At 60.3% G+C, this 16,314-nt stretch carries 13 protein-coding genes and 3 pseudogenes; 5 read left to right on the forward strand and 11 right to left on the reverse strand.

Annotated elements, in window-relative coordinates:
* Positions 1-11 precede the first annotated feature (11 nt).
* From ccoO to NKJ57_RS24995, 3 genes are all read right to left on the reverse strand, one after another.
* The gene (gene ccoO, locus NKJ57_RS24985) at positions 12-743 is read right to left on the reverse strand and encodes a cytochrome-c oxidase, cbb3-type subunit II (RefSeq protein ID WP_352512951.1); all 732 of its coding nucleotides are present in this window, start codon (positions 741-743) and stop codon (positions 12-14) included.
* Between the two features lie 11 nt (positions 744-754).
* Positions 755-2,365, reverse strand: coding sequence for a cytochrome-c oxidase, cbb3-type subunit I (gene ccoN, locus NKJ57_RS24990; protein WP_352512949.1), 1,611 nt, complete (start codon positions 2,363-2,365; stop codon positions 755-757).
* A 553-nt stretch (positions 2,366-2,918) separates the two neighbouring features.
* Positions 2,919-3,665, reverse strand: a complete 747-nt coding sequence (locus NKJ57_RS24995; protein ID WP_023708062.1) for a Crp/Fnr family transcriptional regulator — start codon at positions 3,663-3,665, stop codon at positions 2,919-2,921.
* 152 nt (positions 3,666-3,817) lie between these two features.
* Between NKJ57_RS24995 and hemN the strand changes: the two genes are divergently transcribed.
* The gene (hemN, locus tag NKJ57_RS25000; protein WP_023694870.1) at positions 3,818-5,167 is read left to right on the forward strand and encodes an oxygen-independent coproporphyrinogen III oxidase; all 1,350 of its coding nucleotides are present in this window, start codon (positions 3,818-3,820) and stop codon (positions 5,165-5,167) included.
* Positions 5,168-5,403: 236 nt separating this feature from the next.
* Here hemN and queE read toward each other — a convergent pair whose 3' ends face one another.
* From queE to queC, 3 genes are read right to left on the reverse strand one after another with little or no spacing between them, the layout of a single operon-like run.
* Positions 5,404-6,138 (reverse strand): 7-carboxy-7-deazaguanine synthase QueE, encoded by a 735-nt coding sequence (gene queE / locus NKJ57_RS25005; RefSeq protein ID WP_023707020.1) that lies wholly within the window; start codon positions 6,136-6,138, stop codon positions 5,404-5,406.
* Entirely contained in the window at positions 6,135-6,491 is a 357-nt protein-coding gene (gene queD / locus NKJ57_RS25010; RefSeq protein WP_023673552.1) for a 6-carboxytetrahydropterin synthase QueD, read from the reverse strand. The genes queE and queD overlap by 4 nt, the downstream gene beginning before the upstream one ends.
* Complete coding sequence (gene queC / locus NKJ57_RS25015) at positions 6,491-7,189, reverse strand: 7-cyano-7-deazaguanine synthase QueC (protein WP_352512947.1); 699 nt, start codon at positions 7,187-7,189, stop codon at positions 6,491-6,493. Before queC ends, queD begins: the two co-directional genes overlap by 1 nt.
* 560 nt (positions 7,190-7,749) lie before the next feature.
* On the opposite strand from queC, the gene NKJ57_RS25020 reads away from it, so the two are divergent.
* Entirely contained in the window at positions 7,750-8,139 is a 390-nt protein-coding gene (locus tag NKJ57_RS25020; protein WP_023673549.1) for a hypothetical protein, read from the forward strand.
* 56 nt (positions 8,140-8,195) lie between these two features.
* A complete protein-coding gene (locus NKJ57_RS25025; protein ID WP_352512945.1) occupies positions 8,196-8,360 on the forward strand; it encodes a hypothetical protein in 165 nt (54 codons plus the stop codon).
* Positions 8,361-8,546: 186 nt separating this feature from the next.
* Here NKJ57_RS25025 and NKJ57_RS25030 read toward each other — a convergent pair.
* Positions 8,547-9,496: pseudogene (locus NKJ57_RS25030) on the reverse strand (IS1380 family transposase); the annotation flags it as partial.
* 96 nt (positions 9,497-9,592) lie between these two features.
* Positions 9,593-9,694: pseudogene (locus tag NKJ57_RS25035) on the reverse strand (LysR family transcriptional regulator); the annotation flags it as partial.
* Positions 9,695-10,268: 574 nt separating this feature from the next.
* On the opposite strand from NKJ57_RS25035, the gene NKJ57_RS25040 reads away from it, so the two are divergent.
* Positions 10,269-10,544 (forward strand): acyl carrier protein, encoded by a 276-nt coding sequence (locus NKJ57_RS25040; protein ID WP_023673543.1) that lies wholly within the window; start codon positions 10,269-10,271, stop codon positions 10,542-10,544.
* A complete protein-coding gene (locus NKJ57_RS25045) occupies positions 10,545-11,750 on the forward strand; it encodes a beta-ketoacyl-[acyl-carrier-protein] synthase family protein (protein WP_352512943.1) in 1,206 nt (401 codons plus the stop codon).
* A gap of 318 nt (positions 11,751-12,068) precedes the next feature.
* Here the strand turns inward: NKJ57_RS25045 and NKJ57_RS25050 are convergent.
* From NKJ57_RS25050 to glmS, 3 genes and pseudogenes are all read right to left on the reverse strand, one after another.
* Positions 12,069-12,943, reverse strand: a pseudogene (locus NKJ57_RS25050) (IS1380 family transposase); the annotation flags it as partial.
* 703 nt (positions 12,944-13,646) lie between these two features.
* Positions 13,647-13,901, reverse strand: coding sequence for a helix-turn-helix domain-containing protein (locus NKJ57_RS25055; RefSeq protein WP_031197535.1), 255 nt, complete (start codon positions 13,899-13,901; stop codon positions 13,647-13,649).
* A gap of 430 nt (positions 13,902-14,331) precedes the next feature.
* The gene (glmS, locus tag NKJ57_RS25060; protein ID WP_352512941.1) at positions 14,332-16,152 is read right to left on the reverse strand and encodes a glutamine--fructose-6-phosphate transaminase (isomerizing); all 1,821 of its coding nucleotides are present in this window, start codon (positions 16,150-16,152) and stop codon (positions 14,332-14,334) included.
* Positions 16,153-16,314 lie beyond the last annotated feature (162 nt).

Here is a 16,314-nt window from a genome sequence, read left to right on the forward strand (position 1 = left end):
GGCCATTGTCCTCAGCGGTAGCCGGCGGTCTCATCGTAGTTCTTGAAATCGACCAGCGTGCCGAGCATCTGGAGATAGGCGACCAGCGCGTCCATCTCGGTGACCTGTTGCGGGTTGCCGTCGAAGTCGCCGATCTTGGCCTTGGGGTAGCGGGCCTGGAGGCCGGATGTGTCGGCGTTGGGATCAGCCTGCGCCATCAAATCGGCATTGGCGTTGGCGATCATGTCGTCGGAGTAGGGGACGCCGACGCGCCTGTTGGCGACCAGATGCGTCGAGAAGTCCTTCGCCGCGATCGGCTTGTCCTTCAGGAAGGCATAGCTCGGCATGATCGATTCCGGCACCACGGACCGTGGATCTGTCAGGTGATCCACGTGCCACAGGTTGGAATAGCGGTCACCGACGCGAGCGAGGTCCGGTCCGGTGCGCTTCGATCCCCACTGGAAGGGGTGGTCGTACATCGACTCGGCCGCCAGGCTGTAGTGGCCGTAGCGCTCGACCTCGTCACGGAACGGCCTGATCATCTGGCTGTGGCAGAGGTAGCAGCCCTCGCGGACATAGATGTTTCGTCCGGCAAGTTCGAGCGGCGAGTAGGGGCGCATGCCTTCCACCTTCTCGATCGTATTATCGAGATAGAAGAGCGGCGCGATCTCGACGATGCCGCCGACCGTTACCACTAGGAGGGAGCCCACGAGTAGAAGCGTAGCGTTCTTCTCGATCAATGCGTGTCTGTCCATCAAGCCCATTTTCTGGCTCCTTATTCGGCAGGCTGAAGGGCGGGAACGGAGGCGGGCATCGGCTCCTCCTCGCGCTGGTGTCCGAGAATTGTCATGCCGATGTTCCAGGCCATGATCAGGGTGCCGGAGAGGTACATGGCTCCGCCGATGGCACGCATGACATAGTAGGGGTGCATGGCTGCCACGGTTTCGGCGAAGGAGTAGACCAGGAAGCCCTGCTCGTCGTATTCGCGCCACATCAGGCCCTGCATGATGCCGGACACCCACATGACAGCGGCGTAGACAACGATGCCAAGCGTCGCCAGCCAGAAGTGCCAGGTAACGAGGCGAAGCGAGTAGAGCCGTTCACGGTTCCACAGCTTCGGCACCATAAAGTAGATCGCGCCGAACGAGATCATGCCGACCCAGCCGAGCGCACCGGAGTGAACGTGGCCAATGGTCCAGTCGGTATAATGCGACAGAGAATTGACCGTCTTGATCGACATCATCGGGCCCTCGAAGGTGGACATGCCGTAGAAGGCGATGGCCATCACCATCATGCGGATGATCGGGTCAGTGCGCAGCTTGTCCCAGGCGCCCGACAGCGTCATCAGGCCGTTGATCATGCCGCCCCATGACGGCATCCACAGCATGATCGAGAACACCATGCCGAGCGTCTGCGCCCAATCGGGCAGGGCAGTGTAGTGCAGGTGATGGGGCCCGGCCCAGATGTAGAGGAAGATGATTGCCCAGAAATGGACGATCGACAGGCGGTAGGAATAGACCGGCCGGTTGGCCTGCTTGGGCACGAAATAGTACATCATGCCGAGGAAGCCGGCGGTGAGGAAGAACCCGACCGCATTGTGGCCGTACCACCACTGCGTCAGGGCGTCCTGGACTCCGGAAAATGCGGAATAGCTCTTGGAGCCGAGAAAGGAGGCCGGCATCGACAGGTTGTTGATCACATGCAGCATCGCGATGGTCACGATGAAGGAAAGGTAGAACCAGTTGGCGACGTAGATGTGCGGTTCCTTGCGCTTCAGGATGGTGCCCAGAAACAGGATCAGGTAGCCGACCCAGACGATGGTCAGCCAGATGTCGACATACCATTCGGGTTCCGCATATTCGCGGCTCTCGGTGATGCCGAGCAGATAACCTGTCGCGGCCATGACGATGAAGAGCTGGTAGCCCCAGAACACGAACCAGGCGAGATCGCCACCGAACAGCCGAGCGCGGCATGTGCGTTGGACGACATAGAGAGACGTGCAAAGCAACGCGTTGCCGCCGAAGGCGAAGACGACGCCCGAGGTGTGCAGAGGCCGCAAGCGGCCGAAGTTGAACCAGGGCTGGATGTTGAGATCGGGATAGGCAAGCTGCAGCGCGATGACCACCCCGACCAGCATGCCAACCACACCCCAGAACATGGTGGCGATGGCGCCGTAGCGGATTGGCCCGTCCATGTAAGCGGACGGGTCGATCGGAGCGGCAGGCTTGAACTCAGTGTTACGCAGTAGGATCGCAGTGAAGCCAGCCAAGGCGAAGAACAAGACCCACATATGCTGGCGAAAGGGTTCATCCACCCCAGCGCCAGCCGCCACCAAAGCCGCGAATGCGAACAGGCTTAGAAGCACGATTTCTTTGCCGAATTTCATCGCAAGCCCCGATTTCCAATTTCGGCGGATGCCAAACCGCGGTGCCTTATTGCGCAGCCGTCGCCTGCTCGCCCTGATCCATGTCAGAGCCGCACCATTTTGCTCGAGCAGCATCGAGTTCGGTGCGATCAGACTGCGACGATCGAATGTGGAAGCGCACCACCGGCCGCCCGTTTATGGATGGGGCCTGGCGTCCCCGGTCGGGCCCCGGGTGCGGAGGCGACCGCGGGCGTGTGGGGGAGCGCACCTTCTGCGACGCTGGAAAGCAGGTCGACGCCTTACCGAACCCCGCGTTCAATGCCTTGGAACAGCCAGCGCCAGCGTTACGCTGCCGTCGTGACATTCATGGCTTGGGGAGACGGCGATTTTCCCCTGCGGATGAGGCGTATTGACTTCGCCAAGTGTGGATGCTTCGCCGACGAGCCGAAAGGCAACTGGCGCATACGATCGGATGGAGAACGGGCTGTCGCTACGCGACTTCTTCTGAGCCAAACGCGAGCATGCCCTGCCCCGAATGAAGTAAGTGACGGGGGCCATGCAGCTTCTGCGTCATTCAAACGGCTGTAGCGCCTCGGCCGCCGCAGCGCCGTTCCAGCCGGCTCATGCTGTCCACGGTGACGCGGCGGTTGTTCTCGATCCGAATCACGCCGTCCATTCTCAGGCTGGTCAGCTGACGGCTCACGGTCTCGTTTGTGATTCCAAGGAAATCAGAAATGTCGGCACGCGTCATCGGCAGCTCGAAGCACGTCGAGCTAGCCGTCGGGTCAACATTGGAGTCGATGTTCCGGGCAATCATGAGGAGAAAGCTCGCCACCTTCTCTGGTGCGGTCTTGCGCCCCAGAGTCACCATCCATTCGCGTGCCTCGTCAAGTTCGTTCAGCGCCTGCTTGAGCAGGCGATGCACAAATTCGGGTGACTGCTTCATCATCCGTTCGATGGCCGCTCTGGGAAACGAGCATAGCGAGACAGCTGTTGCCGCTTCCGCATTGATCGCACTTTTCATCTTGAAGGGCCGACCCAGAAAATCCGGGGCGAACTGCAGGCCGACAATCTGTTGGCGTCCATCTGACAGGCTCTTCGTGAGCTTCACCACGCCTGAAAGCACGTTCGAATAACAGTCGACCGCCTCGGCGTCGCCGATCAGTTCGACCCCCGGCTCGATATTGTGCCGCGACGACGTCTTGGCGAGCTGAGCCAAATGGTCTGGCTCTAGCGCGCCACAGACACCGCGGCGCCGTGCCTCGCAAGACAGGCAAAGAACGGGGATGCCGGAACTGTGAATATCCTGCCGTAATGTCATTCGATCGCTCTACCGGTCCGTGCGGGCAGGATAGCATCCACGGTAGAAAAATCCTTGCGGCAGTTTGTCCGTGCTGAAGGTTGATCGAAATCAGGGCTTAGGCTCATCCAAGCATCCACAGTTCGGGCGACGCAAACACGGTGGACCACGACATGCGACAAAAGCTAGTTGCCAGATTTGGCGAGAACGTCCCGCGCTACACGAGCTACCCGACCGCGCCGCATTTCAATGCAAGCGTTGACGCTACCGTTTGTCGTGGCTGGCTACAGCGGCTCGACGAGGGCGACGAAATCTCGCTCTATCTGCACATCCCATACTGCGACAAGCTTTGCTGGTTCTGTGCCTGCCATACCAAGCAGACACGCCATTACGAACCGGTGACCACATATCTGCGCTCACTGCATGCCGAGATCGCCACCGTCGCCAGTCTTGTTGGAGGCAAAGGTCGTGTGCGTGCCGTCCATTTCGGCGGTGGTTCGCCGACCATGCTCAAGCCCGAAGATATGGTGGCGCTGGGAACCGCCCTGCGCAACAGCTTCGGCTTTCTTCCCGGCGCCACGATCAGCGTTGAAATCGAACCCAACGATATGGACGATGCCCGCCTCGATGCGCTTGCCGAAATCGGCATGACCCGTGCGAGCCTCGGCGTTCAGGATTTCGATCCGAAGGTGCAAAAGGCGATCAACCGCGAGCAGAGCTTCCTGCAGACCAAGACGGTCGTCGACGGCGTTCGTTCGCGCGGCGTCGAATCGGTCAATCTGGACCTGCTCTACGGTCTGCCGCACCAGACCAGGGAAAGCGTCGCTTCTACGGTCACGCAGGCACTGACCCTGGAACCGGATCGGATCGCACTGTTTGGCTACGCGCATGTACCGTGGTTCAAGAAACATCAGACGATGATCGACGAGGCCTGGTTGCCGGGTCCCGCGGAGCGCTTTGCCCAGTCGCAACTGGCTGCACAGGCGATTGTAGACAATGGATACGAGGCAATCGGGCTCGACCATTTCGCCAAACCCGGCGATGCCCTGGCCCTTGCCGCCCGCACCGGGACTTTGCACCGGAACTTTCAGGGCTACACGGACGATTGCTGCGAAATCTTGATCGGGCTCGGCCCGTCATCCATTAGCCAGTTTCGGCAAGGCTATGCGCAGAACATGCCTTCAACCAGCGAATATAGACGCATGGTTGATGACGGCGGGCTGGCCGCTGTTCGGGGTATCGCACTTTCCAACGACGACCGCGTTCGCGGCTGGATCATCGAACGTTTGATGTGCGACTTCGCCTTCTCGGCCATCGATCTGGTGGAACGCTTCGGCGAGGCCGGCCAGAGGCTCCTCCTTCAGTCAAGTTCCATGGCCCTCCACGATCCGGTTCGATTGCTTGAACTTGATGGCGACAGATTCGTTGTGCCGGCTGAAAGTCGCCCTTTCGTCCGAAGCATCGCGGCCAGGTTCGACAAATATTTCGAAGCTGGAACGGCCAGGCACTCGGCGGCAGTCTGAGCACTCAGAGGAACGGTCATGCCTCTCAGTCGATCATGGACCGCGGTACGTTTGTTGATCGGCGACCGTCTATCGAGACAAGATTCTGAGCGGACCAGACGCGTCTTGGCGCAGCGACGATATCGTCCGCTCGAGCCCTGCCTGTCGGATCATGGTTGTCGGCGACAGCTCCCTTCGACCTGAACCACCCGTTCACCCGAATTCTGCCGGCGCAGTTCCAGTGGAAAGGCCCTGGGCTAGACGGCTCTCTTGTTACCCCAGAGCACAACGTGCAGCTGCGGCAGCACGCGGGCCTCGAACCATCTGTCGCGGGTCACGCTGTCAACCAGCCACTCCATGCGCTTCAATATTCCGTCAAGGTCGACAGGCGCGTCATCATTTGTGGGGTGTGGCGGCGTGTGATTGCCGGGCTGCAGATAGATCGGAAGTTGCGGAAATTGCGCAGCGGCGTCTTTCGCGTAGGTGTAGTCCCTTTCGTCGAAAACAATGAGCTTGAGCACGACTTGGGGCTTGCCTTGTGCCGCCTGGAGGCACGCCTCGACAGCGGCCCAATCTGTCGTCATTCGGCTTGACGGCGGCTTTGGGCTGAGGATCAGCACGTCAAGCTGCGCAAACCAGTCCCTGGCAAGCGACCCTTGGGTTTCCAGCGCAAAACGGTAACCGTCACCATGGCCCCGGTCGATGAGCGCGCCGAGCGGCTGGATGGCCGGATTGCCGCCTGATAGCGACACCATCAGCGGGCGGCCACCGGAAAGGGCAAGCACATTTTTCCACACCGCCCCAACGGACATCATCTCCCATTCATGGCGGAATTGATTGTCCACAGCATGGAGGCTGTCGCACCAGGAACAGCGATAGTCACACCCGCCGGTTCTGACGAAGATCGTCGGCAAACCTATGAGCACGCCCTCGCCCTGGATCGTCGGCCCGAAAATCTCGCTAACGCGGATTGCGGGATGAGTATTCGTCATGGCCGGTATTCCGCCCAGGTTTTCGGCGTTTCGCTCACCCGCACGGCCGCGGTTTCGCTCAGGCGTGCCTTGCACCAGTCGTAGAAATGTCTGGCCAGATATTCCGCCGTGACTTGCTCGTGTCCCAGCACGTCGTTGAGATGCCGGTGGTCGAAGCTCTCGTCGATGTAGCGTTTGAATGGCGCCAAGTCGTGGTAGTCGCGCACGAAGCCGTGATCGTCCAGTCCATCCGCTGAAAGCTCCACTTCGACGATGTAGTTATGTCCGTGCAGGCGCGCGCATTGGTGATCGGGTGGCAATGAGGTGAGCTGATGCGAGGCTGAGAAGTGGAATTCCTTGGTGATGCGGAACATTACGCGGTGGTCCTTCGCAGCGCTCCGAGCCAGAAGTCGGAGTCCTCATACTCGGTTGGGTCCGGGTGCCCAGCGATGTGAAACGCCTCACGCCGCTCGACGCAGGTCCCGCACCTCCCGCAATGACGCTCGGTGCCCTTGTAACAGGACCAGGTCTGCGCAAACGGCGTGCCGTATGTGGCTCCATCCGTAACAATGTCCGCCTTCGTCAGGTTCACATAGGGTGCATAAAGGCGAATCTGCGCGTAGCCGTCGAGCGCGTGGTCCTGCATCATCTGGAAAGCGTCGATGAAGGCCGGACGGCAATCGGGATAGACAACGTGATCCCCACCATGCACGGCCGTCGCCACTGCGTCAGCGTCTTGCGCTGCGGCGAGGCCGAAGGCAATGGCCAACATGATGGCGTTCCGGTTGGGCACCACCGTTATCTTCATCGTGTCTTCGGCATAGTGCCCGTCGGGCACGTCCACATTGTCGGTCAGCGCGGAGCCGGAAAGGTCGCCGCCGATCTCGTGGATATCGATGATTCGCTGCGGGACACTCAGGCGCTCCGCGCAAAGGGTGGCGAAGCCCAATTCCTTCCTATGCCGTTGGCCGTAATCGAACGATAGCAGGCTGGTCAGCTGGTGCTCCGCTGCCACCTTGTGGGCAAGAGTAACGGAATCCAATCCGCCGGAGCAGACGACGAGAGTCTTCATCGTTGGGTCCTTGTTTTAACCGGGTAGGCTGCGACCGGAGATTTCTCTGCGCTCCAGTACTTCAGGAAAACCATTTTGTGAAGTGAACGGAGACCAATTCGTGCGCTTGCGTGCGTGCGCAAAAAGCCTTCGCGGTGAGCTGCAAGGACACGGACTGACGAGACGTCACCCTTCAGCGGAATGCTCAAAGTCGAACGCTTCTCGGGGACAAAGTTCTCGACGAGCAGAGCCTGTCGGTCCCGAGCGCCGAGCGACGCCATTGCAACGGTTTCGGAGTACAAAGCCGAGATGGGCTTGCCGCAAACAGCTCACTTACCAGGGATGTTCAGCGATGCCGAAATCCAGATATCGGGGTGGATTATGAGATCAATTGTCGCGACAGCTTTGGCTGGCCTGCTCGTCGCGCTTCGTAGATGCAGCGCATTCCACGTCAGGATCATTTTGATGAGCACGCCCTCAATGGATAACCGGCGAACCCTGAATAACCGGTCGTGAGCCGACATCTGTGAACAAGCGGTGTGGTTGATTGCAATCACCCATGTCTTGCGCACAGGTACCTTATGGCAGTGGATGAACTGAACTTGATGGTTTTACAGATGGCAGTCGAAAGCGTCCGCTCGCTCTCGTTGAGCTTCGCTGAAAAAGCCGCCGAGATAGCCACCAGGAGCCGCGGCAGCCTGCTTTTCAACGTGCGGATCGACGGTGACGCGCAGGTCCAGCGGGTCGCAGCCATCCGATATCACGGCGGCCAATTCGGCGTGCTGGCGTTAGACGGACACGGCCTAGTTACCCACTATTGCATCGTTAACGGTATGTTCTCACATTACATTGCGGCCTTGGAGAGCTGGCACAGGATGCCCCTGTCGATGCAGGCCAAGATGGATGCCAACGGCAATGCCCGTCTCTTCGTAGCGGCGTTGCGGGATGCCGGACATATGCTGGGCACCTAGCATTTGGCCAGAGTGCATCTCTGAATTTGCAAGTGCATCACTGCGATGGCGCCGGCATGATCGTCATGCTCGAAAAGGGCTGCGGCGGCCGCGGCAAAGCGGTCGCCGCGATGATGGTGTCAACGGCGTTGCATCGATGCGAGCTTTTAGAACAGAGGTCTCCTCCTGGCATCGAGCGCATGCAAGGAGCTACGCAAGCGCAAATGTATCAAGTATTTTGAAGGGACGACCCCTCATGCATACTTAGCTGCGATGCTCGGGCGGCATAAGCCTCGTTGCCATCTAGCCGCCTTGATGCACGGCGATAAGCTTTTGACGGCCTGAAGCGACGCTGTGGTCGCCGTTGCGGTGCTTTTCCACGCGCCTCGTCAGGCGCCGGGATTGCTCCGGCGTGATGGCAGGCGGGGGACGAAGCGGATATCGCCACCGTGGGCGCCGACCTCGACCCGCGCGATGATGCGCTCGACGCGGCTCCAACTAGCGGCGCCGTCAATGAGCTCCTTGAACATGCGGACCTTGCCTCTCTTGGCCGACGCTTCCAGGCGTGCTGTCGTGCTGGCCTCCAGATCCGCCACATGCTTGCGCAGGGTCGTGGTGGGCGCGAGGCCAAAGATGAAGTCGACGCGCAGCACCAGTCGATGACCTGGGTTGCAATAATGGCTATCCCCGCGGAGCAGGATTCGAATGTTCGGCCAGTTGATCCGGATCGCCCGCACCAGACGGCGCAGGTGGGGGCGGATCTCAGCCCCACTCGGCCGCTTGGCCGGTCGCAGGATCGCGCTGACGAACCGTCCCGCACCATCGAACACGACGATCGGCTGGAAGCCGTACTCGTATGGTGGGCATTGAACAGGCGAAGCTGTTGGCCTCCGTGCACAGCGTCGAAGGTGTCGTCAATGTCGAGTACGATCCGCTTCGGCACTTGCCGGAACGAGGCGCAATAGAGATCGACCATCGCCCGTCCCATCGCGACCAGCTCCCGCACCCCGGGTAGGTTCTCCAGCCGGCACAGCGTCGATTGCGACGCCAGATCCCGACCCGACGGCAGCGCATCCTGGGCCATCTTGAAGACCGGATCGCGGCGCAGCCGGTTGGCGTCGTTGCCGTCCTCGTAGCCGGCGCCGATCATCTTCATGCGAAAGTCGATCATGTCCGCCAGGCTGTGGACGACCTGGTCCGGGCAGCGCGGATCGTCGATGCAACGCGCCAGACGCTCGGCCACCCGCAACCGCTTTTCCACCTCGGCCAAGGCCAGAACGCCGCTGTTGGACGACAGCATGCCGCCGTCGAAACGGGCGACGACGGACTAGCCGCCGACTGATGACAAACCGCTCAGCGGCAGCGCAAGATCGTTCATGGTGGGTGTGGTCTCCGGGAAATTTCGGATCGGCTTAAGCAACCAAATCCTACGTCATTTCAACGGGCTTGCGCCACATCCACCAACCCCCATGAATTTGGTTAGGTTGATGCTGCGTGCCGCCGCCGTGAGGCCGCGCTCGCTAAGCAGCGCGTCGAGAACGACGAGAAGATTCAGATCGAGCCCTTTGAAACGCATATCTTAGCTATCCATAGCGTGGATGAAATTGATTGAAACAAACGATTTTACCAATTTTCCGGAATGTCGCATGGACCTGGCAGGACCTCACGTGCGCCGATCACTGCCTCTATCGCGTGGCGAGTCCCTTGAGAAGAGCCCGAAAGAGGAAATCTGTCGCGTGCGGTGGAGATTGTACTGGGAATGAGAGGCAGCGCTCCAAATCATGTCGAACTCTCCGACGAATGGCGACCGGTACAATAGTTGATCGCAACTGGTCCGGAGCTATGAAACATCTCGATTACATATGAGGTGCCGAGTGAATACGCTGACAGCACCCACCGTCGCAGCGTTTAGCTGACGTTTGACGACGGTTCCTATCCATTTACACGCAGATTCTTGATGTGCTGGCGCAAAAGCGGGAGGCCGGCGACTTTTCTTCGTCATCGGGCTGACGCCACAGAAGCCGGAACTCGTCCGGTTCCTATGGGCATTGGGCTTGGTCGGCGCACAGGCTCTATGAGGGGCAATTTTGGCAACGCGACGCGACTCGGGTTTTGAACGACGCCGAAAACGCAAGCTGGAAAGGAACAAGATGGCAGATCAACTCGCCAACGAAATAATCGCAATGATCAAGAAGCGCGCCGCGTCGGAGGGCGGCATAGCGCCTGCCACGGGCGGCGAAATAACGGCTGCCACGGGACTGACTTCGCTCGGTATCGATTCACTGGGATTGGCGGACGTTCTCTGGGACCTGGAGCAGGCCTACGGCATCGAGATCGAGATGAATACGGCCGAGGCATGGTCGGATCTCCAGAATGTTGGGGGCATGGTGGAAGCCGTGCGCAGCTTGCTCCCTACGGGGGTGTGAATGGACAGGCGCGTCGTGATTACTGGGATTGGCGGGATTTGCGGGCTTGGAACCAACGCCGCCGCCATTTGGACAGAGATGCGAGAAGGCCGCTCCGCCATCGGCCCAATCGTCAACTCCGAGTTCCATGAATTGAGGGTCAGGATCGGTGCCGAGATCAAGGCCCTGCCGGAGCATGACATCGACAGCAAGCAACTCATCTCCATGGACCGCTTCAGCCTGCTCGCTGTGCTTGCGGCGCGCGAAGCCATGCGTCAGGCCGGACTTTCCTCCAAAGAGGGAAATAACTATCGCTTCGGTGCGACGGTGGGCGTTGGCGGCTGCGGGTGGGATGCGATCGAGCAAACCTACCGCGCCATCCTTCTGGGCGGTAAGCGTGCCGCTCTCTTGACTGTACCCAAGGCAATGCCGGGTGCCGCTGCCGGCCAGGTCAGCATGAGTCTCGGCCTGCGCGGGCCGGTCTTCGGCGTCACGTCCGCCTGTTCCTCGGCAAACCATGCGATTGCCTGCGCGGTGGACCAGATCAGGCTCGGCCGGGCCGACGTGATGCTTGCCGGCGGCAGCGAAGCGCCGCTCATATGGGGTGTGCTGAAGGCATGGGAAGCGATCCGCGTGCTTTCGCCCGATACTTGCCGGCCATTCTCGGCCGATCGCCAGGGCCTGTCGCTTGGTGAAGGCGCCGGCATGGCGGTGCTGGAAAGCTACGAGCATGCCCTGGCTCGGGGCGCCACCATCCTTGCCGAAATTGCCGGTGTCGGCCTTTCCGCCGATGCGTCCGGCATCGTCGCGCCGACTGTCGAGGGGCCGGAGGCAGCAATGCGGGCCTGCCTTGCCGATGCCAGGCTGGACGCCGAGGATGTCGACTATCTCAACGCGCACGGCACCGGCACCAAGGCCAACGACCAGATCGAGACGGCGGCGATCAAGCGCGTCTTCGGTCAGCACGCCTTCTCAATGTCCATTTCTTCTACCAAGTCCATGCACGCGCATTGCCTCGGCGCGTCCGGCGCGCTCGAGTTGATCGCCTGCGTGATGGCTATCCGCGAGAGCGTCGTGCCGCCGACTGCCAATTATCGTGAGCTGGACCCCGATTGCGATCTCGACGTCACGCCCAATGTGGCACGCGAGCGCAAGGTGCGCGTGGCACTGAGCAACTCCTTCGCCTTTGGCGGCACGAACGCGGTTCTGGCGTTCAGGCAGGTGTAGAAGCCATGAAAGATGCTTCCGGCAACATTATCTCTCGCATCCAGATGCTTGCCGGATAACCTTGTGAAGGGCGGGTCATTGACCGCCTCGGCGAATGCGGGAATTGGCAGCGGAAGATCGAGGATCCGGGGGTATCGTCTTTGCGAAATTCTTAACTGTTGAACCGGCTTGGACGTACCGCCGCCCCGTAAAAGGTAAGCGAGGCCATGCGGGCTCGGCTTGAGGGTCTGAAGCTGTACACGACAATGTCTGGAAGCCGCAGGGTCGGCCCTGCGCCCGTTATAGTCGCCTGAGTGCTGCCGGCCCGGCCGCGCCGCGGGCGCCGTCAATGAGCTCCTTGAACATGCGGACCTTGCCTCTCTTGGCCGACGCTTCCAGGCGTGCTGTCGTGCTGGCCTCCAGATCCGCCACATGCTTGCGCAGGGTCGTGGTGGGCGCGAGGCCAAAGATGAAGTCGACGCGCAGCACCAGTCGATGACCTGGGTTGCAATAATGGCTATCCCCGCGGAGCAGGATTCGAATGTTCGGCCAGTTGATCCGGATCGCCCGCACCAGACGGCGCAGGTGGGGGCGGATCTCAGCCCCACTCGGCCGCTTGGCCGGTCGCAGGATCGCGCTGACGAACCGTCCCGCACCATCGAACACGACGATCGGCTGGAAGCCGTACTCGTATGGTGGGCATTGAACAGGCGAAGCTGTTGGCCTCCGTGCACAGCGTCGAAGGTGTCGTCAATGTCGAGTACGATCCGCTTCGGCACTTGCCGGAACGAGGCGCAATAGAGATCGACCATCGCCCGTCCCATCGCGACCAGCTCCCGCACCCCGGGTAGGTTCTCCAGCCGGCACAGCGTCGATTGCGACGCCAGATCCCGACCCGACGGCAGCGCATCCTGGGCCATCTTGAAGACCGGATCGCGGCGCAGCCGGTTGGCGTCGTTGCCGTCCTCGTAGCCGGCGCCGATCATCTTCATGCGAAAGTCGATCATGTCCGCCAGGCTGTGGACGACCTGGTCCGGGCAGCGCGGATCGTCGATGCAACGCGCCAGACGCTCGGCCACCCGCAACCGCTTTTCCACCTCGGCCAAGGCCAGAACGCCGCTGTTGGACGACAGCATGCCGCCGTCGAAACGGGCGACGACGGACTAGCCGCCGACTGATGACAAACCGCTCAGCGGCAGCGCAAGATCGTTCATGGTGGGTGTGGTCTCCGGGAAATTTCGGATCGGCTTAAGCAACCAAATCCTACGTCATTTCAACGGGCTTGCGCCACATCCACCAACACCCCCATGAATTTTTCAGGCTGGCAGAGAGGGTGCTTGCGGTGCACTCACTGACACGAGATCGCAAATGGAGGCGCGTGACCACCAGAACTGGCGACACCCAAGGTGGTCCGCTGGACCCGCAGGAGGAACCACAAGGTGTCAGCGGGCAGAGCGCAAGCGAGTCCCTACTTCGATCTTTCTAGAAGCGCGCCGGCAGCCTGGGCGGGGGGCTTGGGGGCCAGACTGCCGGCCCACGCCACTCACGAAGAGCGGCCCCTTTTCCTGGTTCGAACGCCCATAGTCAACCCGGAAACGTCAGGATGCCCGCCATGTTACTTTCAGAGCGGCGCGACTTCGCCATGGTGGACGATTCAGCCTAGGAGTAGCCACTCTCGTAGGCCGAGTTGATGCTCAAGCCAGCATCGCCTTGCCGAACTAGGAAGAGTTCGCCGTTAGTCCTTCGTCGCGAGCCGATGCCGTCGTGCACGTTTCGTAGCACTCCGGGCGGCTATATCGCTTTGTTGTTCGGTGAGCTGCGCCAGAAGGCATCGCATCAATCGAATCAAGCGTCGACATCAGCCGCAAGCTTCACATCACAACAGCTAGTCCACCCATTGCAGATCATCCGATCTGTTCAGGCGGCGTCCGAAATGTCCAACTCCGACTCAAGAATTCCCACAGGTATGGAAAGCGATTTCGCTATCCGATCCCGATAGCCCTTGCTGTACCTCAGACCTCGCTCGATGTTTTGGATTTCCTCAGCGGCCAGCCCGCACGCGACCGCCAGATCGTCGATCGAATATCCAAGGTGCTCGCGATAAGCGCGGACGATGTGGGTTCCCTGGGACATAGCCGTCAAGACTGGTTCGGGAATGCGCGAATCCTTCATAAACATCTCCAAGAACTGGGAGCTCCCTCGGAGATTCCTCCCGAGGCGCACACCTAGCAAATAAAAAAAATGGTCGTCCATTCGGCCGAACCGGCCTCATGCAAGGGATGGGCCGCTGAATTGGCCGGGCCGGAATATGGCGGCTCACCTGCTTCTGATCAAGTATCAGGGCTGCCCGTGCTGAGAGCCTGGTCGGCGTAGCGCATGCGACCTACGATCCTTCGTGGACCATTCTCGCCGATGGACTTTCGGCACGGACACTGCTTCCTTCGGCAATCTCCACCGGCGAGGCAGCAAAAGACCCGCTCGTAACCGCTACCGAGTTTCGCAATTGCAGCAAACAATGGTCATCTGGTTTCATCCGGGCTTCGGATCCAGACAAGGGGTACCGCTTTCCTGGCGGCGCATCGCCACCTGTACAGGTTCACAATCATTCGACCGTGACCGATTTTGCGAGATTGCGCGGCTGGTCCACATCCGTCCCCATGAAGAGCGCCGTGTAATAGGCTAGAAGCTGTATCGGGAGCGAGAAGATCATTGGCGCGATAATCTCGTCGACAACCGGCAGCACGAGCGTGTGCATGGTTTCGAGTTTCGATACGGCTGCCCCTTTTTCATCGGTGATGAGGATAATCCGCCCTCCACGGGCAGCCACTTCCTGCATGTTGGAAACGGTCTTGTCGAAAAGACGGTCATGGGGCGCGATGACGATCACTGGCATGTTCTCGTCTATCAATGCGATCGGCCCGTGCTTCAATTCACCCGCTGCATAGCCCTCGGCATGGATGTAGGAAATCTCCTTGAGCTTCAGCGCACCTTCCATCGCTAGCGGGAAACTGGTGCCACGGCCGAGATACAGGACGTCACGACACTTTGACAGTTCGCGCGACAAGAACTCGATTTCCGGCTGGATGCTCTCGAGTACGTGGCCCATCACGCGCGGCAATTCGGCGAGGCTCCTGACGAGCTCCTGCAGCTCGTCTTCGGGGACGGTCCCGCGGGCTCTGGCGGCGCCGATGGCGAGTGCTGCTAGAACGGCAAGCTGGCAGGTAAAAGCCTTGGTAGAGGCGACGCCGATCTCCGGTCCGGCAAGGATCGGGAAAACCGTATCGGCCTCGCGAGCGATGGTCGATTCGCAGGCATTGACGATAGCGCCAATTTTCAGCCCACGCTCCTTGCAGTACCTCAATGACGCAAGCGTATCGGCGGTTTCGCCGGACTGCGAGATGAAAAGAGCCGCCGACTGCGGCGGCAACGGGATCTCGCGGTAACGGAATTCGGACGCAACGTCGATTTCAACCGTCAGGCGCGCATAGCGCTCGAACCAGTATTTTCCGATCAGTCCGGCGAAATAGGCGGTCCCGCAGGCAGAGATCGCCAAGCTCGGGACCTTGGCGAAATCAATGCCAGGAACCATGTCGCGACTGTCTATGATGTTAATGTAATGATGGAGAGCATGGGCTATGACCTCGGGCTGCTCGTAAATCTCCTTCTCCATGAAGTGGCGATGGTTGCCCTTGTTGGCGAGATCGGCCGCGGCCGTGGAGATATGGCGCGGACGCTCGACGGGACGGCCGTCGACATCGAAGATATGGGCGCCCGAATTGCCGACAACGGCCCAGTCGCCGTCGATGAGATAGGTAATTTCATTGGTGAAGGGAGCAAGGGCGATCGCGTCCGAGCCCAGGAACATCTCGCCGTCGCCGTGACCGATCGCGAGCGGTGGTCCGTTGCGCGCCGCCGTGATGGTCGACGGTTCATCTTCGAAGAGGATGGCAAGCGCATAAGCGCCCTTGACGCGTTTCAGCATGGCACGCGTGGCCTCTTGCGGCCTCATGCCCTCTCGGCGGTATCTTGCCAAGAGATGCCCAACGACCTCGGTGTCGGTGTCGGTCTGGAACTCGGCGCCATCCGCCGCCAATTCGTCCTTCAGCTCGGTGAAATTCTCGATGATGCCGTTATGGACTACGGCGACACCGTCGCTAAAGTGCGGGTGCGCATTGCGTTCGGTCGAGGCCCCGTGGGTTGCCCAACGCGTGTGGCCGATGCCGACGTTGCCGCTCAGCGGCTCTTCCTTCAGTCGCGTCTCGAGATTGACGAGCTTGCCCTCGGCGCGCCGGCGGTGCAAGGCACCCTCGATGATCGTCGCAACGCCGGCGGAATCATAGCCGCGATATTCCAAACCCTTCAACGCGCCGATCAACCGATCCGACACCGGCTGTTGCCCAACGATGCCAACAATCCCGCACATGTTCGTCTCCGCATCTTTGCGGGCAGCACCAGCCCACGCGAGACGGATACCCGTCTGGCCGCTTTAAGTGGCGGCCTTGTAGTAGAATTCCATAATATTGGTAAAATTGATTGTTGTGATAACTACCATCCACCCGATGGATAGGTCGGCCGCTGTGGAGCC

This window comes from Mesorhizobium sp. M0077 (genome assembly GCF_040322955.1).
In the GTDB taxonomy this organism is placed as follows: domain Bacteria; phylum Pseudomonadota; class Alphaproteobacteria; order Rhizobiales; family Rhizobiaceae; genus Mesorhizobium.